General features: G+C 59.6%; 19 protein-coding genes. 10 read left to right on the plus strand and 9 right to left on the minus strand.

The genetic code is table 11. The features are described from left to right. Positions 1-7: 7 nt before the first annotated feature. Positions 8-733, minus strand: coding sequence for a hypothetical protein (locus NW830_RS08365; protein ID WP_414361662.1), 726 nt, complete (start codon positions 731-733; stop codon positions 8-10). A 44-nt stretch (positions 734-777) separates the two neighbouring features. Continuing rightward, positions 778-1320, minus strand: coding sequence for a DUF3110 domain-containing protein (locus NW830_RS08370; RefSeq protein WP_414361661.1), 543 nt, complete (start codon positions 1318-1320; stop codon positions 778-780). An 814-nt stretch (positions 1321-2134) separates the two neighbouring features. Here NW830_RS08370 and NW830_RS08375 point away from each other — a divergent pair. Beyond that, entirely contained in the window at positions 2135-3256 is a 1122-nt protein-coding gene (locus NW830_RS08375; RefSeq protein WP_414361659.1) for a methyl-accepting chemotaxis protein, read from the plus strand. Here the strand turns inward: NW830_RS08375 and NW830_RS08380 are convergent. Further along, entirely contained in the window at positions 3253-3642 is a 390-nt protein-coding gene (locus NW830_RS08380) for a DUF4359 domain-containing protein (RefSeq protein WP_414361658.1), read from the minus strand. The genes NW830_RS08375 and NW830_RS08380 overlap by 4 nt on opposite strands. A gap of 143 nt (positions 3643-3785) precedes the next feature. On the opposite strand from NW830_RS08380, the gene prfB reads away from it, so the two are divergent. After that, a protein-coding gene (prfB, locus tag NW830_RS08385) for a peptide chain release factor 2 (protein WP_414361813.1) occupies positions 3786-4917 on the plus strand; the annotation gives its coding sequence in 2 pieces (ribosomal slippage) (positions 3786-3857 and positions 3859-4917; 1131 coding nt in all). On the opposite strand, the gene NW830_RS08390 is transcribed toward prfB, so the two are convergent. Next, the gene (locus NW830_RS08390; RefSeq protein WP_414361656.1) at positions 4914-5921 is read right to left on the minus strand and encodes an o-succinylbenzoate synthase; all 1008 of its coding nucleotides are present in this window, start codon (positions 5919-5921) and stop codon (positions 4914-4916) included. The genes prfB and NW830_RS08390 overlap by 4 nt on opposite strands. A gap of 107 nt (positions 5922-6028) precedes the next feature. Here NW830_RS08390 and trmH point away from each other — a divergent pair, with 107 nt between their 5' ends. The 5 genes from trmH to NW830_RS08415 all read left to right on the plus strand — a co-directional run bounded on the left by trmH (position 6029) and on the right by NW830_RS08415 (position 10744). Further along, positions 6029-6613, plus strand: coding sequence for a tRNA (guanosine(18)-2'-O)-methyltransferase TrmH (gene trmH / locus NW830_RS08395; protein ID WP_414361654.1), 585 nt, complete (start codon positions 6029-6031; stop codon positions 6611-6613). A 189-nt stretch (positions 6614-6802) separates the two neighbouring features. Next, a complete protein-coding gene (locus NW830_RS08400) occupies positions 6803-7780 on the plus strand; it encodes an alpha-ketoacid dehydrogenase subunit beta (protein ID WP_414361652.1) in 978 nt (325 codons plus the stop codon). A gap of 53 nt (positions 7781-7833) precedes the next feature. Next, positions 7834-9213 carry a DUF3084 domain-containing protein gene (locus NW830_RS08405; protein ID WP_414361650.1) on the plus strand — a complete coding sequence of 460 codons (1380 nt, stop codon included), beginning with the start codon at positions 7834-7836 and terminating at the stop codon, positions 9211-9213. A 12-nt stretch (positions 9214-9225) separates the two neighbouring features. Then, a complete protein-coding gene (locus NW830_RS08410; protein WP_414361648.1) occupies positions 9226-9651 on the plus strand; it encodes a resolvase in 426 nt (141 codons plus the stop codon). After that, positions 9623-10744, plus strand: coding sequence for an extracellular solute-binding protein (locus NW830_RS08415; protein WP_414361646.1), 1122 nt, complete (start codon positions 9623-9625; stop codon positions 10742-10744). The genes NW830_RS08410 and NW830_RS08415 overlap by 29 nt, the downstream gene beginning before the upstream one ends. Positions 10745-10778: 34 nt before the next feature. On the opposite strand, the gene tig is transcribed toward NW830_RS08415, so the two are convergent. The 3 genes from tig to ccsB all read right to left on the minus strand — a co-directional run bounded on the left by tig (position 10779) and on the right by ccsB (position 13900). After that, the gene (tig, locus tag NW830_RS08420; protein ID WP_414361644.1) at positions 10779-12380 is read right to left on the minus strand and encodes a trigger factor; all 1602 of its coding nucleotides are present in this window, start codon (positions 12378-12380) and stop codon (positions 10779-10781) included. 51 nt (positions 12381-12431) lie between these two features. Continuing rightward, positions 12432-12815: a LapA family protein gene (locus tag NW830_RS08425; protein WP_414361642.1), complete on the minus strand. Its 384-nt coding sequence runs from the start codon at positions 12813-12815 to the stop codon at positions 12432-12434. A gap of 80 nt (positions 12816-12895) precedes the next feature. Next, positions 12896-13900, minus strand: coding sequence for a c-type cytochrome biogenesis protein CcsB (ccsB, locus tag NW830_RS08430; protein WP_414361812.1), 1005 nt, complete (start codon positions 13898-13900; stop codon positions 12896-12898). Between the two features lie 184 nt (positions 13901-14084). On the opposite strand from ccsB, the gene NW830_RS08435 reads away from it, so the two are divergent. Continuing rightward, positions 14085-15323: a hypothetical protein gene (locus NW830_RS08435; RefSeq protein WP_414404665.1), complete on the plus strand. Its 1239-nt coding sequence runs from the start codon at positions 14085-14087 to the stop codon at positions 15321-15323. 575 nt (positions 15324-15898) lie between these two features. Continuing rightward, complete coding sequence (locus tag NW830_RS08440) at positions 15899-16855, plus strand: sigma-70 family RNA polymerase sigma factor (RefSeq protein WP_414361638.1); 957 nt, start codon at positions 15899-15901, stop codon at positions 16853-16855. Here the strand turns inward: NW830_RS08440 and gcvT are convergent. Together gcvT and NW830_RS08450 are read right to left on the minus strand one after the other, a co-directional pair. Further along, on the minus strand, positions 16852-17976 hold the full coding sequence (gene gcvT / locus NW830_RS08445) for a glycine cleavage system aminomethyltransferase GcvT (protein ID WP_414361636.1): 1125 nt from the start codon (positions 17974-17976) through the stop codon (positions 16852-16854). The genes NW830_RS08440 and gcvT overlap by 4 nt on opposite strands. 110 nt (positions 17977-18086) lie before the next feature. After that, positions 18087-19223 (minus strand): energy transducer TonB, encoded by a 1137-nt coding sequence (locus NW830_RS08450; protein ID WP_414361634.1) that lies wholly within the window; start codon positions 19221-19223, stop codon positions 18087-18089. 298 nt (positions 19224-19521) lie between these two features. On the opposite strand from NW830_RS08450, the gene NW830_RS08455 reads away from it, so the two are divergent. Continuing rightward, on the plus strand, positions 19522-20001 hold the full coding sequence (locus NW830_RS08455; protein WP_414361632.1) for a VOC family protein: 480 nt from the start codon (positions 19522-19524) through the stop codon (positions 19999-20001). Positions 20002-20013: the final 12 nt, after the last annotated feature.

Genomic DNA, 20013 nt, shown 5'->3' on the forward strand with positions numbered 1-20013 from the left:
AGCCAAACTAGCGGAAGGCCAGGGCACTGATCCGAGTTTGCAGATCTGCTTCCAGCGCCGAGAGTTGGCGGGCTATTGCGGCGTAGCGGTTAGCGGTCAAGTTTTTGGCAATAAATTGCTCGAGTAACTGCTGATCCCGGGAAACCACTTGACGAAAATACTGCTCCACGGAGGCCCCTGGGTTTTCCATCAAGGCTCTGCACATCTGCAAGGCCGTGATCAACTGAGCTCGTACCTGCAAAAGCAGCGACTGGATGTACTGCTTTTCTGCCTCGCTGAGTTGGCGAAAGTCTTGCCAATAACGGCCCTCCTCCAAAGACTGTTGCAGCTCCTGAACCCAGTGGTTGTATTCCTTAACCTTGCAGGCTAGGTCACTGGCAAACTCCATGATCTTGGCAGGGCTATTTAGGAGATGGGCCTCTTTCCAGCGCTGACGAATGCGCTGCAGGTTTTGCCGCAACTCCAGGAGAGCCCAGAGCAACCCCAGGAAAACTACTCCCAGCAACAAGACTGCCACTGCATAGAGCAGCCAATAGCCGGGATCGCGGGCTCCCAAGAGGATCACCAGAGCAATCACCAACAGGCAGAGGGCCAGCATGACCCAGAAACGCAGTTGTTGCTGTTGCAGACGCAAGTACTCCGCCCTCAAGCCAAAGGCCTCACAGCAAGCCTCTAGATCCGCCGCCAGGATCTGGTGAAACTCCTCTGCAGAGATCGGCTCAGCAGTGATCATTGAAGACCCTCCTGACCGAGGTGAGTGGACTCCAGTTCAGCTCCTCAGGATTGGTCTTGCCAATTGCGCGCCGCTTCCGTACTCTCTGGCAGTGGCTCCAGCACCTCGTTGGCTGGAACCACCATCAACCCATAGCCCCCCTCACGGCAAAAATCAACGATCTCCCGCGTGTCAAAGCGCTCGGTCACAGGTTTGGGCAACCCCTGCTGGGCCAACCTCTGGGCGTACTTTTTCGCCCCAAAGATGCTCTCAAAGGCAATGACAATGTCCTTGCCGCCAATTTGGCGGGTGCAGATCCCTTCCTGGCCATTGGCTCGGTACAGCAGCACAATCACCTGTGGGGGCAGGTCTTCTGCACTCGTCCAAGACGAGACCGTCTCGGTCTGGGATCCGCCGCCCAGCAGTACATCCCGAGCCTCATTTAGCCGTGCCAGTTGCGCCTCCAGCAGGGGCCTTTGGCGTTCGTCGTCCAGCTCAAGAAGAGCGCCAGTGAGAGCTTGGTATTCCCGGAACCATTTCCTCCGGATTTCCTGTTCGCTGGCATCTGGCGGCAGATTGAGCACTTGGAGGGCCTCAGTAGTGTCCATTGACTAGCTCTGCTCCCCTCGACTGTTCCCTATCATCGTCTAGACTAACCGCTCTGAGAAGCTGGGGAGAGGAACATGCTTGGCCCGCCCTGGCGCCGACAAAGCCCACCAAGACCGCCAGCCAAGGGTTTTCCAGCTAAAATCCACAGGAGCCCTGCCCTATAAGCGCCAGCTCCAAAATTGGAAGTTGCCATCCCTCTGCCCTCGGCTTGTAACCTGGCGCACTGACAGGTAGCAGCTGCCGCCAAGGCGGCCAAGCGGAATAACCCCACAGTCAAGCCATTGCTACCTCTGCTGCAAAGACTCCCCTCTGCCCGCTTGCAGACTCCCGCTGTCGGCCGGAAGCGCTTTGCAGGCTGCTTGGTAACCAGGCCCTACCCCCAAGTCCGCAACCCTAGTCAAGCGGCAAGGCGGAAAACGGCAGCAACGGCTGTCCAAGCGGGGGTGAGCCTTTGCATTGCCAAAGCTGTTGGGCGAAGAAACCTCTGGGGGAGGAGGAAGCATCTCCAGCCCCACAGTAAGCTTGAAGCGGTGGGCCTTCTCTCAACGGAGGCAGCTTCTCCACTCCCACGGCAAAGATTGGCCACAAATGCCTACCTATCCACCCGGATCCTGGTCGGGTCCCTTGCCTGCCCACCAATCAAGGGCCTCTTTTCGCAAAGTCCCCTGGAGAGTTGTAGCTAGTAGGATCACGAGGCAAACTGGAGATGACTGGCTCGCTCTGCCCCTAGTCCCTTGGAAAGCCGAGTGGAGTCATGTTCCTGCTTATACATAGCCACCTGTCTCTGCCCAAGCCGCTCTGAGGATCCCTGGGATGGCCATTTTGACCAATCCGCCCACTCCCACCCTATCGATCGATACCAAGCTGCGCGATCTAGACCTGGTGGACTTTCAGGTGAACGAGTCCACCCCCTGTGAGAACGTGGTGCGCCGCCTAGAAGATGATCCCAGCCTTTCGGGGGTAGTCGTGTTGGATGAGCAATCGCAGGTGAGGGGGATGTTGACCCGCCGCGCCATTTTGGAGTGGATGCTGAGCAAGCCCTATGGCCTAGAGGTGTTTTTGAAGCGGCCCATCAGCTCCTTGGTGGAGTTCCACGGACGGGGCTTTTTGCTGCTCCCCGGCGACTGCGATGTCCTCGCGGCGGCCAGCCAGGCCTTCCGGCGGCCCCAGGAGACCATCTACGACCCGGTGGTGGTACAAGTTGGTCCCCAGGACTACCGCCTTTTGGACGTGCCGGTGCTGTTGGTGGCCCAGTCTCAGGTACATCTGGCTACGCAGCAGAAGCTGCGGGAACAGCAGGAGGAGATGCAACGGATCCTGGCCGAGCTGGAGCAGGAAAAAAACCGCAGCCTTCAGTACGCCCGCGATCTGGAGCGGCAAAAAGCCGAGATTCTCCGCCAAAACCTGGCTTTGGATCAGGAACGTCGGCAAGCGCAACAGCGCTCCGAGGAGCTGGCCCGCCTCAACGCCCGCATCATCGAGATCAGCTCGGTGCTCTCGGAGAAGGGCAAATCCGCCTTTGCCGCCACCTTTGCCGGGGTAGAGGCCGTGCGCCGCCTATTTCAGGAAATTGCCGACAGCAACCAGGAGCTCTCCCGCGAGCTCAAAGAAATCAACACCATCGTTGACTTGATCGTAGAGGTGGCGGGCTATATTCGCCTGCTCTCCTTTAACGCGGCTGTGGAGGCCAACCGCAGGGGTGGGGGCGGCGGTTTTGGTGCCATTGCCCAGGAGATTCGCAAATTAGCGGGGCGCACCACCGAAGCCAGCAACCGCATTCGCAGCTTGGCAGAGCGCATCCAACGCCAGAGTCAATCCACCCTGCAATCAGCCCAGGCCAGCGCCGAGATGGTGCAATCCCTTTACCAGCAGGCCCAGTCGGCCCAGGCGGCTCTGGAGGAGTTGCAAGCCCTCTTGGAGCGGGCCCAGGTTTAGCCCTTTTTGGGAGTGGTCTGGCCCTCGCGGATCTCGTAGGTGTAAAACTGCCCTGCCACTGCCAGAGTTTGGAAGTGGTAGGTGGGCAAGGAGCTCCCCAGCGGGCCAAAGTTAAGCAACGACAAATCGGTGCTGTAGAGGCTGAAGAGGATGAAGTTTTGCCGGCGGGTCTGGCGCAGGAACAGCTCTGCCAACTCCGGTTGCAGCTCTTGGACAAGGGCGTGACATTCCTCAATGAGGGTGGGCAAAAAAGCCGGGAGCTGGGCGCAGTACTCCCGTGTAGCATAGGCAGCCAATTGTTCCCCTGCGTAGGCCCCGTACGCTTCCGGGGTGGGATTGGAGATGGCCAGAGCCAGTCCGGACAGCAAGCCTAGAACCTTCGCCATGGCAGCCTCCAAAACAAGATCCGGATCTTCCTCTGGGCTCGGATCCCTCCAGCCATTTCCCCAATCCAGATGCGCCCGTCAGCGGGCTAGGAAGTTAAGATGGGATCCCAGACCCGATGACTTCAGATAGCATCTACAAACCCATGGAACTGGCCGATCTAAGACGCAGCCTAGAATCGCTCACCGCGCGCCTGAGCAGTGCTCAGGACTATCTTTGACCTGCCCCGCCTAGAGCAACAGATCGCCATTTTGGAGCAAGAGGCGGCGCAGCCGCAGTTTTGGAATGATACCGAGGCGGCCCGCCGCCATCTGCGGCAGCTCAACAGGCTCAAGGCCTCCTGGGATCAAGTTCACCGCTGGAAGGATTGCCTGGAAGATGCCGCCAGCGCCCTGGAGCTGCTGCAAGAGGATCCCGACCCGGAGCTGTTGGCGGAAGTGTCCGGATCCCTGGCGGCGGTGGAGCGGGAGCTCAGCCAATGGGAGCTGCAGCAACTGCTTTCCGGCCCCTACGACAAAAACGGGGCCATCCTCACCATCACCGCCGGCGCTGGAGGAACCGATGCCCAGGATTGGGCGGCAATGCTTCTAAGGATGTATACCCGCTGGGCGGAGAACCAGGGCTACAAGGTTACCCTTTCGGAGTACTCAGAAGGGGCAGAGGCTGGCATCAAGTCAGCCACTTTGCTGATTGAGGGGCCCTATGCCTACGGGTATCTTTCCGCTGAGAAGGGCAACCATCGCATGGAACGCATTAGCCCTTTCAACGCCAATGGCAAGCGCCAGACCAGCTTCGCTGGCGTGGAGGTCATGCCCATCCTGGAGGAAGAGAACGAGTTTGAGCTGCGGATGGAGGATCTGGAGTTCGAGACCTGCCGTTCGGGCGGGGCAGGGGGCCAGAACGTGAACAAGGTGGAAACGGCAGTGCGGGTTATCCACAAGCCCACTGGTATTGCCGTGCGCTGCAGCGAAGAGCGCTCCCAACTGCAAAACAAGGAGCGGGCCATCCAGATCCTGAAGGCGAAGCTAATTGAATTGGAAGAGGAGAAGCGCCGGCAAAAGCTAGCCGAGATCCGCGGCGAGATAGTGACCCAGGGTTTTGGGGGCCGGATTCGCACCTACACTTTTGATCCCTACAAATTAATCAAAGACCACCGGACTAACGCCGAAACCTACAATGTCGAGGCGTTTATGAATGGCGAGCCGGAGGAGCTGATGCGCTTTATCCAGGCCTACTTGCGGCAAGAGCATGCTAAACAGCAGCTTGCTGCCGTCTAGGACTGGCTGTAGCGCTCCCACACTGCCTGCATTAGAGCGGCCCGCTCCTGGGCGGAGAGCTTGACCAGGGCAAGGGGATCCCCTTCCTGGAAAAGCTCCCCCACTCCCCATCCTACGGCCCTAGGGTAGGCGCTTTTGGCTTGCAGGGATCCCGCCCAGGCTAGCCCATGCCAAGCGCCGATGGGGGTTTCCAGGGCCGAGGAGAACACCAAATCCAGCCCCGGGTGTTGGCTGAGGTAGTCCCTGAGGGCAAGACCCGACCCAATTAAAGAGGGTTTGACCACCAGAATCCCTTGCCAGCCGGAGCGGTGGACAGCTTGCAACTGCTCTAGGCTGGCCACCGACTCATCTAGGGCAATGGGGGTTTGAAACTCGCGGCTCAGTTGGATTAAGTCAGCGTACTGCTCTGGCGGCAAAGGCTGCTCGAAAAACTCAATCTTGCCCGGGTACTCCCGATTGAGCCGGTCGCAGGCAGCCAGCCACTGCCGCGCCTCTGCTAGGGTCAAGCCGCCATTGGCATCCAGACGCAGCCGGGCTCCCGCCGGCAACTGCTCCAGCCAGCTTTCCAGCTTTTTCCACTCCGTTGCGAAGGGATCCACTCCTACCTTGCCCTTGTAGACTGGGTAGGAACCTGGGGGGGGAGCCTTCCCCAAAAACCCACAAAAGGAAAGGCCGGAGAGATCCCTAGTCAGCCAGCCAGGATCCCGACAGGCCAACCAGGCGCATTCCAGCCCAAAGCGAGTGGCGGCCAGCGTTGCCGGGATCTCCTTAATCTGCGCCTCTGAGAGCTTGGCCGGCAACTGGCGACAGAAGGCCAGAGCCTGCTCAAAGGTCTCACTGCCAAACCAAGGAATAGGGGCTATCTCCCCGTAGCCCTGCTGACCTGTCTCCAGATCCGTCAGGCGGACGAGGATTCCTTTGCGCACTGACCACCAGCCATAACGGGTGCGCAAGGGCTGCTGGAAAGGTCGCCAATAGCAGCAAACTTCAAGGCGGGCCAGCAAGCGATCCTCCCCCAAAGGTAACCGAGAGCCAGCTTACGGGTAGCAGAGCTGGGGTAGTTCACCGCCAGGCCTTTAAGCTAAAGCGAAGGTTTCTCCAGGTACCACCCATGAAGGAGCGCACTCCAGAGAGGCGAAGACGCTTGGAGGAGGTTCTAAGGCGCAGGCAGCCGGACCTCACGGTGCTTTTAGAAAACGTCCACAAACCCCATAATCTTTCTGCCATCCTGCGCACCTGCGATGCTGTAGGGGTGCTAGGGGTCCACGCCGTGAACCCCACGGAGGGGGTGCCCACTTTCAACGAGACCAGCAGCGGCAGCCACAAGTGGGTCTATTTAAAGATTCACCCCTCCACGGAGGAGGCCTTCCAGCACCTTCGAGAAAAAGGCTTCCAAATCTACGCCACTGCCTTAAAGGAGGGGGCCCGCAACTACCGCGAGGTGGACTACACCAACCCCACCGCCATCGTCTTTGGAGCCGAGAAGTGGGGGGTTTCCGAGCGGGCCTTGGCCCTAGCTGATGCGCTTATCCATATCCCCATGCTGGGCATGGTGCAGAGCCTAAACGTCTCGGTGGCAGCAGCAGTGATTCTCTTTGAGGCTCAAAGACAAAGGCTCCAAGCAGGGCTTTACGATACACCGCGCCTGGATCCCGAACTGTACCAGCAGATTTTGGAGGACTGGCTTATGAAGTAGTTTTCTAGAGCGAAACCCAAGCAGGGCAAGGAAGGCCAGAGCCATCTGCAGCAGGTCAGGCGAGAGAGGCGCTGACCAAGGGTGTGGCTACCGCTTTGGCGGGCAAACACGGTCAGGATGGGGAGGTTGGTGGTTTAATGTTGTTTAATGTTAAAGACTCGCCCCATTTTCCAGCAACAGTTGCCCCCTATGCCTGAGACCTTCCTCTACAACGCTTTGCGTGCCGCCCTTGACGAAGAAATGGCCCGGGATCCCAACGTCTTTGTTTTGGGAGAGGATGTGGGCCACTATGGCGGCTCCTACAAAGTCACCAAAGACCTATACCGCAAGTACGGGGAGATGCGCCTGCTGGACACCCCCATTTGTGAAAACAGCTTCACCGGCCTAGCCATTGGAGCGGCAATGACCGGCTTGCGCCCCGTGGTGGAAGGGATGAACATGGGCTTTCTGCTGCTGGCTTTTAACCAAATTGCCAACAATGCCGGCATGCTGCGCTACACTTCCGGCGGTAACTTCAAGATTCCAATTGTCATCCGCGGGCCGGGCGGCGTGGGCCGGCAGTTGGGGGCTGAGCACTCGCAGCGGCTGGAGGCCTACTTTCAGGCGGTGCCGGGGCTAAAGATCGTTGCCTGTTCCACTCCCTACAACGCCAAGGGTCTGCTCAAGTCGGCCATCCGCGACGACAATCCCGTTCTCTTTTTTGAGCATGTTCTTCTCTACAACGTGAAGGGGGAGGTGCCAGAGGAGGAGTACCTTTTGCCCCTGGATAAAGCAGAAGTTGTCCGTCCTGGATCCGACGTTACCCTCCTTACCTACTCGCGCATGCGCTACCACGTGCTCAAAGCCGTGGAGACCTTGGTGGAGCAGGAGATCGATCCTGAGGTGATTGATTTGATCTCCCTCAAGCCGTTGGATATGGAGACCATTGCAGCTTCGGTGCGCAAAACGCACCGAGTGGTCATTGTGGAGGAAGATGTGAAAACTGGTGGCATCGGAGCAGAGGTAACTGCTCGCATTATGGAAGAACTCTTTGACGAGTTGGATGCGCCGGTGGTGCGCCTGGCTTCCCAAGACATTCCCACTCCCTACAACGGCACTTTGGAAGCAGCCACCATTGTGCAGCCAGAAGACATTGTGGCAGCCGTGGAGCGGCTGCTCTACGCTTAAAACCCTGGCCAAATAGCGCCTTGCTAAGATTTCCATGGCAGGGATCCCGGTCTATGCAAGGCGTACTACTGATCCTCTACATGCTGTTTATCAGCGGCCTGATTGCCGTAGTTGGGGATCGGGTAGGGCATCGCATTGGCAAAAAGCGCCTCACCTGGTTTAACCTGCGCCCTCGCCACACGGCCGTCTTGGTAGCTGTGATGACGGGGGTAAGCATCTCAGCCCTAACCTTGGGCACGCTGCTGCTTCTCAACCGCTCCCTTTCCGAAGCCCTTTTTAGCTATACCAACCAAATTGCTCGGGCTAGGCAGGAGCTGCAGGCCCTCAATCGCCAAAAAGCTTGGCTGGAGACCGAGAATGCTGCCCTTAGAGCCGAGCGGGATCGCCTCAGGCTAGATCTTGAGCAATTTCGCAGCCAGCAGTCGGCAGCCCAAACCCGCCTGAGTGCAGTTCGGGAGCAACTGGCTGCAGCGCTGCAAGCGCGCCAAGAGGCCGAGGCCAAGTTGGCGGCAGCCCAAGAGCAACTGGCCCAGGCGCAGCCCAGGCTGGAGCGGGCCCAGGCAGAGCTGGCGGCAGTCAAGAAAGAGGTGGAACTGGCGCGGCAAACCATCGCCACCCTGGAGTCGCAAAAGCGGACTTTGCAACTGGATCGGGATCAACTGGAGCGCTCCCTGGAGGCGGCCCAGGCAGCCCTAAACCAACTGGAGACCCAGAAAAACCAGCTTGAGCGCGAAATTGCCCAGCTCAACCAGTTGGCAGTGCGACTGCGGCGGGGGGAGCTAGCCATCTTGGCTGGCGAAGTCTTAGCTACAGGGGTAGTCCAGACTCCTGTAGGGGCAAAGCCAGAGGCCATCCGGCAGCAGTTTGAGCAACTGTTGGCCCAGGCGGAACAGCGGGCCCTGGCCCTGGGATCCCAGCCGGTGCCCCCTCTGGAAAACACCATCCTCCTCCGCCGCGAGGATGCAGAGCGAGCTTTGGAAAAGCTGCAAGAACCCGGCAGCTGGGCAGTGCGCATCCTCTCTCTTACCAACCGGCTCAAGGGTGAGCCTGTGCCCGTGCTGGTGCAGATTTACCCCAACCAGCGCCTTTTTGCCAAGGGATCCGTGCTGGCCCAAGGAGTGATCCAGCCGGGCTTGAGCGAAAATGAAATCCAGCAGCGGCTGCTGGAGCTGCTAAACGAGGCCAACCAGCGCTCCCAAGAAAAAGGTCTCCTTGCTGATCCCATCACCGGCACCGTTGGGGAGTTCTCCCAGGTCAGGTTCTTGGAGGTGGTGCAGCAGCTGCGCCAAAGCACCACCCCTTTGGATGTAAAGCTAGTGGCCGACGCCGACATCTACACGGCAGGACCGCTGCGGGTGAGTTTTCTCATGGCGCAGGCCTCCAGCCAACACGGCCCCGCTCCAGCTCAGCTAAGAGGGCGCAGGGAGGGATAGGGGATCAAGGCTATGGAGCGGGTGCTAGTGGGTTTTGACCCAGGGCGGGACAAATGCGGCCTTGCGGTTGTGCAAACCCAGCCAGCCTGGCAAGTTTTGCATCGGGAGGTGGTTCCTGCGGGGGAGGCCTTGCCCAGGTTGGGGGCTCTTTGGCAGCAGTTTGGAGCCGAGCGGCTGATCCTCGGCAATCAGACAACGGCGCGGCAGTGGAAGGCTCAACTGGAGTCGCTCCTCCTACCGCAGCAGATCGTGGTTGTGGACGAACGCCACAGCTCAGAAGAAGCCCGGCGGCGCTACTGGGAGGTTTACCAGCCGCGGGGGTGGCAGCGCCTGCTGCCCAAGGGGCTGCGGGTGCCGGACAAGGCCTACGATGATCTAGTGGCCTTGATTCTGGTGGAGCGGTACTGGCGTGGGCAAGCAGCAGCTAAGCCGGCGTGAATTCCTCTACCTGGCTGCTCTGGCAGTGGCCGGCTGTGGCGGGCCTGGCGTCCCTTTGCCCCTCATCCTCGCCCTCAAGCAGGGGATCCCTCTCAGCTTAGTCAACGAATTCCACCGCCGCACCCAGGCCCGCTTTCGCTTGCAGCTGGTGGATGAGCGAAGCCAGTTGTTGGCTTACCTGCGCCAAAGCCTCCAGGCATCCCAGCCGTCCTGGTGGCGGCTCGGCCAACGACTGCCAGTACCAGCTCTTAGCCTGCTGGGGGCCGACGCTTTGGATTGGGCTCTGGCTGCCGGCTGGCTGGATCCCTTGCCGCCCAGCCTCTTGGGGGAGCGCTGGCAGCAGTTGGATCCCCGTTGGCAGGCGGCAGCCCTGCGGGAGGGGCAGGTCTGGGGTGTGCCCTGGCGCTGGGGGGTGACGGCCATCGCCTACCGCCGCGACCGCGTTAGCAAGCCCATTGAGGATTGGGCTGACCTATGGCGGCCTGACTTAGCTGGCAAGATTACGCTGCCGGATCACCCGCGGGAGGTGATTGGGCTGACCCTGAAAAAGATGGGCCGCTCCTACAACGATCCCCTTGACCCGGAAGAGGCGGAGCTGCGACGGGAGCTGGGCTCCTTGCACCGCCAAGTTTTGGCCTATACCTCCGCTGACTACTTGCCCATGTTGCGCCTGGCCGATAGCTGGGTAGCGGTGGGCTGGTCGCAAGATCTCTACGCTACCCAGGCCAGCTACCCCGAGTTGGAGGTGGTGATCCCGGCTTCGGGATCCGCCGTCTGGTGGGATGTCTGGGTGCGGCCCCGCGCTGCCGAGCCCCTCCTCCTGCCCCTAGAGAAGCAGAGGGAGCTGGAATCCCTGCGGGCCAAGTGGATTGACTTTGTCCTCAATCCCGAGTTCGCCCCTCGCCTTGTCAATTTGAGCGGGATCCCTTCGGTTTTGCCCCTGGATTGGGATCAACTTTCCTGGCGGCTGCGCCGCCGGCCTGACTTTCACCCCTCCACCTGGGAACAGGCCGAGATCTGGCGGCCCCTAAGCTTAGCTGAAGCCGAGTCCTACCTCCGCCTTTGGGATCAGATGCGGCGCGGTCTCCTGTAGGAATTGGGAGAGCTTCCCCGAGGGAGGAAGGAGTCTACTTGCCCTTTTTGCTCTTTTTGTCCGACTTGGGCTTGGCCTGGTCTGGCTGTTTCAGCTGCAAGCTGGCAGATTCAGCTTCCAGATCCAACCTCTCCTCGGCAGTAGAGGCCGGCTCTGGCGCGGTTTTGGCTTCAGCTGCCCTAGAAGAGGGCGCTGCCGTTTCTCCAGAGGCCTCCAGGAGCCCAGAGCCCTTTGCTGTCTCCAGCTCGGCCTCTGCCACCGACCCAGATCCAGCCCTGAGGGGGAGAGCGGGTGCCTCGGTGGGATGGCCCTCGCTATCGACCCAGTTAACTGTGGTGTGCGACTTCAACCAGGCCATCACCTTGCGGGTGAGCAGATTTTCGTAGACGACTTGGCGTACCCCCTCCCGATCCAACTTTTGGCCCTGCTGGGCATAGGCCTTCATTACCTCTTCTACTTCTACTTCCAATTCGGTGGGGCCGACGGCAATTTGCTCTTGCCGAGCAATAGCGCTGAGGGCAAGGGCACGTCGCAGTCGGTCGATGGCCGCGGGCCGGTGGCGTTCCCTCAGTTGGTTGAGAGTTTCAGGCGGCAGTTGGGCCAGGAACTTGCGCATTTCTCCCGGTCTAGCCCCTGCCTGCTGCTGCAGGGACTGCAGGTCTTGGGCTAGCAGTTGCGTGGTTTCTTGCTCAACAAGGCTCTCGGGCAGATCCACCTCGGTAGCTGCCAAAATGGCCTTGAGGATGGCCGCCTCGAGGTTTTCTTCAGATTGTCTTAGGGCATCTTGCTCAAGGCGCTTTTGCAGGTGTTCCCGCAGCTCGGCTACTGTCTGGAAATTGCTGACCTCCTGTACAAAAGCATCGTCTAACTCTGGCAGCTCTTTGGTTTTAATCTCCTTGAGGCAGACAGTAAAGGTAACCGTTTTCCCAGCCAGCTCTGCTCTAAAGTAATCCTCGGGCAGGGTGGCAGTGATCTCCTTGGTCTCGTCGAGCTGCATGCCAACAACGCCTGCCACAAAACCAGGAATGAAGTTTTCCTCCTGCAGCTCCAGCTGCAAGTCTTGGGCGGCAATTTCCTTGAGGGGATTGCCCTCAGCGTCACGGGCTTGGAAATCAATCACCACCACATCTCCCAACTGGGCAGGCCGATCCTCCACAGGCAAGAGAGTAGCCCGTTGATCCCGCAACTGGTCGATAAGCTGGTCAACTTCCTCAGGCTTGATGTCAACCCGGGTTGCCGTGACGGTTAGCCCTTTGTACTGCCCAAGACGAACCTCAGGGTACACTTCCACATACCCCGAGAAGCTGAAGTCGGCTTCTGGGTTGAAGCGATCCAGAAGTTGCTTCACCTCTTCATCCAGCTCAAACTGGCCGATGGGGTTGACTTGAGCCTCCTGGAGGGCCTCCTGGATAGCTTCGTGGATGAGGTTATCGATAGCACTGGCAATAATCCGCTCGCGGCCCACCTGGCGCACTACCAGGTTGCGCGGAGCCTTGCCCTTGCGAAACCCTGGAATTTGAATGTTCCGCTCCAGCTGGCGCAGAGTTTTTTCGTAGGAGCGCTTAACCCGGTCAGCTTCCACCACAATCTTGAAGCCAACCCGGCTACCAGGGCGTTTTTCTTGGGTAACCTGCATAGGTGCTAGTGGGAAAGGCAAGCAGGAGCTTAATTGTACCGCATGGGCGGCCTAGGCAGGGGATCCCTCGGTGGTAACTTCCTTAACGTCCTGCAGGTCTTCCTGGGGCTCAGCCCGCTTACTGGGGGGCAGTTGCTTAACTTTGGCTTCCAGCTCCACCACCATTTCCTTGAGCTCGCTAATGGTGACTTCCTTCTCTTGCAGTTGCCGATTTTTCTCGCGGGCTTCGAGGCTAAATTGCAGCCGCATCCAAAGGCTATAGACCCAGGCCAAAGCAGCCCCGATCCCGGCAGAAGCCAAAAGCTCAATCACCAACGGGCTCTCGATGCTAACGCCGGGGGCAAAGGTAATCACCACCGGGCTAGCGTTTTGCATGGCAAAGAAGGCAACACCCAGGAGGGCCAAGAAGAAGACGATGTAGTTAAACAGACGCATCCTTTTCTCCTCGGGAGGTATCCACAACGGCTTGCCAGCATCAGAATACCCGTAAAGGGGGGTGCCAGAGGTGACCTACTTCAAAAGAACCAACCGTAGCTGTGTAAGCCTTTGCCCAAAAAGTTCACTCCTAGGTAACACACCCAAACCACCCCAAAGCCCAAGCTGGCCAGGAGGGCGGGACGCTTGCCCTGCCAGCCCTTGCTGATGCGGGCGTGCAAGTAGGCAGCAAAAACCAACCAGGTAATCAAGGCCCAGGTTTCTTTGGGATCCCAGCTCCAGTAGGTGCCCCAGGCCTCGTTGGCCCAAACAGCGCCGGCAATGATGCCAATGGTAAGTAGCGGAAACCCCAATCCAATGAAGCGGTAGCTAGTGTTGTCCAAGATCTCAGCCAGACTCAATTGTTGGGGAGGGATCCCTTCGGGGGTCGGCGAGGGAGGAAGTTTAGCGGCGGACAGAGAAGAGCGGCTCCCGGCAAGTTCCCAGCTGGAGGAAGAAACAGCGGCTTCCGTGAGCTCTGGCTGACTTGCAGGTCGGGGCGGTCGAAATTGTAGGCCGAGGGAGTTGCCCTTGAGCTGCACCTCCTGTCCACGCGTGAGGATGAGAAAAGCCATGGCCAACAGGGATCCCACCAAGAGGGCTGCGTAGGCCAGGAGCATGACGGTAACATGCATCATCAGCCAGTTGGACTGCAGAGCCGGCACTAGCGGCTGAGCTGCCTGCATATCCTCCGGCAGGGCCAAGGCGGCAAAGGCGACAATACCCGTTGCTAGTGGGGCAGTCATCACCCCCACCCAGCGGCGGCGGGTCCAATGGAGAGCCAGCAAGTGCAAGGCAGTGATCCCCCAGGCCAAGAAAAACAAAGACTCGTACAAATTGCTCAAAGGGAAGTAGCCGGCGTCGATCCAGCGAGCCGTTAGCAGAGCGGCTATTGTCAAGTTGGTCCCCACCATCCCTGCTAAGCCCAGTTCGGCCAAAAGTGGCACTTGGGGAAATGCCGCTCCACCCCAGTAAAAGAGCATGGCTCCCAAACAAATGGCAAAGGCGAGGTTGTTGAGGAGAGCTTGCCACTGAGTGAGATCCAGGCCCGCGAGGGCTATTGTCGCTGCCACTGGAGTCATAGATGACCTCAAAGCTTTTCCTGACAGGAGCAAACCTGCCGATCCCATTCTAGGGCGGCGGGGGAGGGGATCCTCCCCGAAGGACACATCCTGGTAATGTTGTGAGGATGGCTTGTCTGCGGCTTGGCAAGTGTGGGATGTGAAGCTCATGCAAGGACGCGCGGGAAATGCCAGCTTGAAAGCACGGGGAGTGGGGTGGTGGATGGCGCTGTTGACAGCTTTGCTGCTGGTTGCCTGTGGGAGATCTGCGCCTAAACAACCCCAGGAACCCCAGCTACCTCAGGTTGAGCAAGTGCCGGCGCCACCAGAAATTGCCAAGCTGGATGCCTACTTGCAGCACTATCGTCCGCAGGTGCAGATCCTCAGCCCCCAACCTGGCGAGATCTTGCCGGAGCGCCAGGTTACGGTTCGCTTGGCGGTACGGGGGTACCCAATTTTCAAAGATCCGCAGCTGGGTCTTGGTCCCCACTTGCATGTGGTTCTGGACAATCGCCCCTACATTTCCCACTACGATGCGGAGGCTCCCCTTGTTTTCAAGGACTTGGAGCCGGGATCCCATACTCTGCGAGTGTTTGCCGTCAAGCCCTGGCACGAGAGCTTTAAAAACTCCGAGGCCTACGCCCAAGTCAGCTTCCATGTGCTAGCGCCTACGCCGGAGTACGTGCCGCAGCCGCAGTTGCCACTACTCACCTACAGCTCTCCCAGCGGCAGCTACGGAGCTGAGCCAATTCTGGTCGATTTTTGGCTGGCCAATGCCCCGGTGCGGGAGAGCTTGCTGGCCGACCTCCCCCGTGACTGGCGCATCCGCTACACCCTCAACGGTCAGTCCGGCCTGCTGGATCGCTGGGAGGCTTTTTACCTGAAGGGTTGGAAGCCTGGCCGCAACGTGATAGTAGTTGAGCTGGTCGATAGCAAAGGGGATCCCATCCGCAATGTGTTTAACAGTGCCGCCCGCGAAATCACCTACAGCCCCGGCGGCCAAGATACCCTCTCCCAGCTGGTTCGGGGAGAGTTGAAAGCAGAAGAAGCCCTAGCTATCCTGCAGCCTCAGCCCACCCCTACGCCGACTCCTACACCGACTCCAACGCCAACGCCTACACCCACCCCTACACCGACTCCAACGCCTACGCCAACTCCAACTCCAACTCCAACACCCACCCCTACGCCGACTCCTACGCCGACCCCAACGCCTACGCCAACTCCAACACCCACCCCTACACCGACCCCAACGCCTAGCCCCCCCGAGGCCACTCCTTTGCCGCGGCTTACACCCATTCCTTGGCCGGAGCGGCGGGTGCGTCCACAGGGACTGCGACTTTTCCCACCTGGGCTGCGCAGCCCCTACTCAGGCAACGAGTTGCTGCAGGAGCTCAGCTCTAGGATTTGACCCCATATATAGGGTCAAATGTCCTGGTATACTCTAAACTTGGGATAGCCGCCGTTATGGCTTTTCCTAGGGTTGGCCTTGGCTGGTTTTGGGCTAGGGCAAGTTGAAAGCTCAAAGCAACTGCTCACCGTTTTCAAGATCTTGCTGAGCAAGCCTCTGAGGCTGGCTAACCGCGGGGCGAGGGGGCGGGTTTCTGCAATCAAACCACCTATCCATTTCTCCAGGCTTTTTGTCTCAATTCAAGAGGTTATGTATCTCGAAAAAATATCGATAGAGGCAATTTTTTCTCTGTTTGTTTCTATTAGTTTTCATTTTGGGCAGCAAAGCTGTTTATTTTTCGCAACATCCACAGGTAGTGTAAAAAGCTTAAGGTACTGGTTGAAAAAACACTGTGGGCGGAGTCAGGCAGGACAGCCTCAGTAGATCCGGCGAGCCAAGTGTTTACCAAGAGCCAAGGTTCTAGGGCGACAAAACCTTTACAAAATGGTTTTCCCTCTGGTATGAATGAGGTGCTGTTAACCCAACAGGAGGAGCGAAAACTCAGACAGGGCGTGGCTTAGGGTGTGAGGTGGGATATGTCGGAAAGTCTTGACCTGCAAGATGCAGTAGGCCGTTTCTTGAAAACAATTGGGCGCTACTCGTTGCTCACCCCCGAAGAGGAACTTCGCCTGGCCCACCAGGTGCAGCGGATGATGGCCCTCCTGCAACAGCGGCGGCAGCACGAGTCCCTGGAGGACTGGAGCCGACGGGTAGGGATCCCCCTAGAGGAGCTGCAGCAGATCCTGAGGCAGGGGGAAGCAGCCAAAAAGCGCATGGTGGAGTGCAACCTGCGCCTAGTGGTATCGATTGCCAAGCGCTACCGCAACCGCGGCTTGCCGTTCCTGGATCTCATCCAAGAAGGCACCATCGGCCTCACGCGGGCTGTGGAAAAGTTTGATCCAACCCTGGGGTACAAGTTCTCCACCTACGCCACCTGGTGGATCCGGCAGAGCGTGAACCGGGGCATCCAAAACAAGGGACGCCTCATCCGGCTGCCCGCCCATATGTACGAGAAGGTCTCCCAAGTGAAGCGGCGCTACCGCGAGCTATCCGTTGAGCGGGGATCCCGGCCTGCTGCAGAAGAAGTTTTCGATTCGCTAGATATCAGCAACAACTACCGCGAGCTAATCACCCGCCACATGGCCGAGATCTGTTCTCTCAACGTGAGCGTGGGCGATGAGGACGGCACTGAGCTGCAGCACTTTATCCCCGACGAGGACAACGATCCGGTCGAGCATCTCAATCGGGTTGCTCATTGGGAGGAAGTCCGCGCCCTTGTGAAGCAACTGAGCGAACGCGAGCAGCAGGTAATCGTAGCCCGTTATGGCCTGGATGGATCAAAGGGGATGACGCTGCGGGAGATTGGGGAACACATTGGCCTTTCACGGGAGCGGGTGCGGCAAATTGAGCGGCGGGCCCTACGGAAATTGCGGCGGCTGCAGCAGGAATATGCTACCCCCAAGATGGGCAAACGGCTCGACCCCTCTAGCTAAGCCAGGGCCTGCGAGCGATAGAAGGGCCTTTTCACCACCTCGGCCAGCCGGCGCTGGCCCCGAATCTCAATCTCCAGCCGGGATCCCACCTCGGCCCAGGTTGAATCCACATACCCCAGGCCAATGCCGTAGCCCAGGGTAGGAGAATGGCTGCCGCTGGTTACCCGGCCGATCGGCTCAGGGGAGTTGGGAGCGTAGATGGCACAGCCGCTGCGGGGAATGGCTCGCTCCAACAGGCGAAACCCCACCAGCCGACGCGGGATCCCTTGCTCGCGTTGACGTTCGAGGGCCAGCTTGCCAATGTAGTCCCCTGGATTGTTCACCAGCCAGCCCAAGCCGGCTTCCAGGGGGGTGGTGCTCTCGTCCATGTCCTGGCCGTAGAGGCAAAAAGCAGCTTCTAGGCGCAGGGTATCGCGGCAGCCGAAGCCACAGGGCTGTACTCCTGCCTGCACCAGTTGCTCCCAGAGCCAGCAGCCCTCTGGGGGGCTAAGCAAGATCTCAAAGCCGTCTTCTCCGGTGTAGCCGGTGCGGGCCACAAAGACCCTTGCCCCTGAGGATCCCCCTTTTTGAGGAGCAAACTGTCCGTGTTGAAAGCGGCGCAAAGCCTTCAGGGATCCCGCCAAAAAAGGCTGAAGAACCTCTTCTGCTGCCGGCCCCTGCACCGCCAGCAACACTTGCGACTCAGTGTGATCCTGCAGTTCCAGTCCAGGGATCCCCTGCTGCTGCAGCCACTCCCTATCTTTGTGGCGGGTGGCCGCGTTGACGATCAGGCTCCAGTGCTCCAGCTCTCCTTCCGGTGGATGCCGGTAGAAGATGACATCGTCCACAATGCCCCCCAGCGGATTGAGCAAAACCGTGTAGCGAGCGGATCCTACTGGCAAAGCGGCCAGATCGCTGGGCACCAGCCGGCTCAGGTGGGATCCCAGCTCCGGCCCCCAGAGCTCGAACTTGCCCATGTGGGAGATGTCGAATACCCCCACCCGCTCCCGCACTGCCCGATGCTCGGCCACCACGCCCCGATACTGCAGGGGCATTTCCCAGCCGGCAAAGGAGACAAACCGCGCCCCCAGGGCTTGATGGAAGGGAAACAGGGGGGTGCGCTGCAGGGAAGTTGTGCCCATCAACGGATCTCTGAAGGTTAAGGACTAGGATAAACGCACCGTCGCCGATTCCCAGAGCTTGTCCAGGGCCTTCTGTCCCCGTTTTGGGAGGCAGCACCGTGAAGCCGTTGTCAGTTAGCCGACCCACCTACGGTTAATTGTCCCAACACATTGATGTCGAAGGTGAAGTTAATCGTCACCGAGTTGCCCTCGTAGGCCTCAGGCAGGGGCAAAAACGGAGCTGCTCTCTGGATGGCTGTCAGTGCCGCGTCGTCGGTTTGCTGGCTGCCGGAAGTGCGGGCCAGGCGGATGCTCTGCAGCTCTCCCCCCCGCCCCACCGTGAAGATCACCACCGTGCGGCGGGAAGTGCCAGTCTGCCCTGGGATCCAATTTTGTTCCACCTTGCGCTGCAAAGCCGCCAGCCAAGGGCCCCAGTCCACATTGGCCCGCGCCGCCACACTGGGGGGGTTGGGAGCCGACTGGGTGGGGTTGGCCAAGCCGCTGGCTCCCTGGCCCTGGATCCCGGCCCCTTCACTGGCAGCAGAAGCGCTCAGGGGCGGCCCCAACTGGGAAGCATCGGAGGGCCGCTCGGCGGGGAGAACCTCCGGTTGGGGAGCGGGCGCAGCCGGCTGCAATTGGCTGAGATCCGAGGCCCGCTCACTAGGCCGCATAGCTAGAGGCTCGGCAGTGGGGGGAGGCGTAGGAGCTGGCGGAGCAGGGGAAGCAGCCGCCACAGGCGGCGGGGTCTGGGTGGGAGTGGATCTGGGGGCTGGGGTGGGCGGAGGTGGGGCTGCAGTTGGGGTTGCCGCAGGCCGAGGAGGAGCCGGAGGTGCAGTTGGCGTGGGGGGTGGGGTAGGTCTAGGAGTGGCCAGGGCAACTTCCGCCGGGGCAGGGGGTGGCACAGGGGCAGGCGGCTGCGGCCGTGGCGGCTGGGGTTGGGGCGGAGGCGGTGGGGGAGCTTTCTGTTGGGGGGCAGCCTGGGATTGGGGTGGGCTGCCCTGGGAAGGAGGGGCTTCTACCCGCTTGCCCCCATCGCGGGAATCCACTTCTGAAACCAGCTCTGCTTCTTCCGGCGGCTCGAGATCTTCTGGCTCCAGCAAGATAAACTCAATGGCTTCCTGTTCCTGCTGGCGAAGCGGCCAAAGCCGACTCCAGGAGAGCAAGGCCAGCAGCGCCAGCCCATGCAGTAGCAAGGACAGCGCCACCATCCAAAAAAAATGGCGCGCTTCCTCCTCACGGCGGCGCTGCTCAACCCAGATGCTGCTCATGGCCAAGATTGACCCACCCAGCGAGTTCTCTTGCTGCAAACTCAGCCAAAGGGATCTGCCCCACTGACGCGAGCAGACTACATGCTAGGTTATAGCATCCGAGCGGTTGGGCTTCCTGCGCAAAGGCGTACCTTCGGCTGGGGAAGGGATCCCAGCTTGCAGCAGTTCTGAAATTCGTGCCATACCCCCGCACTCATCCTGTTCGCTAACTTGGATAAAGAGCAGGGATCCTGAGCGGGGGGGCGGTGCCGTTTTCGGCCAGGCCAGGCTGCTTTCTACTTTGCTTTTAGGAGAACTCATGGAACCCATCCGCTTTCATCTGGCCTTTCCCGTTGCCGATATTGCCTTGGCCAAGACCTACTACGGCGAGGGCTTGGGTTGCCAAATTGGTCGGGAAACCCCTGTTTCAGTTATTTTGAACCTCTATGGCCATCAACTGGTGGCCCACCTCACCCAGGAAGAGCTGACGCCGCAGCGGGGTATCTACCCCCGCCACTTTGGCCTGATCTTCCCTACCCAAGCAGATTGGCAGGCGCTGGCGGAGCGGGCCCAGGTACGGGGATTGCTCTTCTATCAGGAGCCGCGCTGGCGCTTTGTCGGCACCCCCCTGGAGCACGGCACGTTCTTTTTGCAGGATCCCTTCTACAACCTGCTGGAGTTTAAGTACTACCGCTACCCTGCCGCCATTTTTGGGGAGCGGGAATGGGCCCTGGTCGGGGATACTGCTTCCTACGGCCCAGGCCAACAGTTGCCGAACCCCTCTCCCAGGAGCGCGTAGCAAACGGGAGGA

The organism is Synechococcus sp. OH30 (assembly GCF_047462175.1).
Taxonomy (GTDB): domain Bacteria; phylum Cyanobacteriota; class Cyanobacteriia; order Thermostichales; family Thermostichaceae; genus Thermostichus.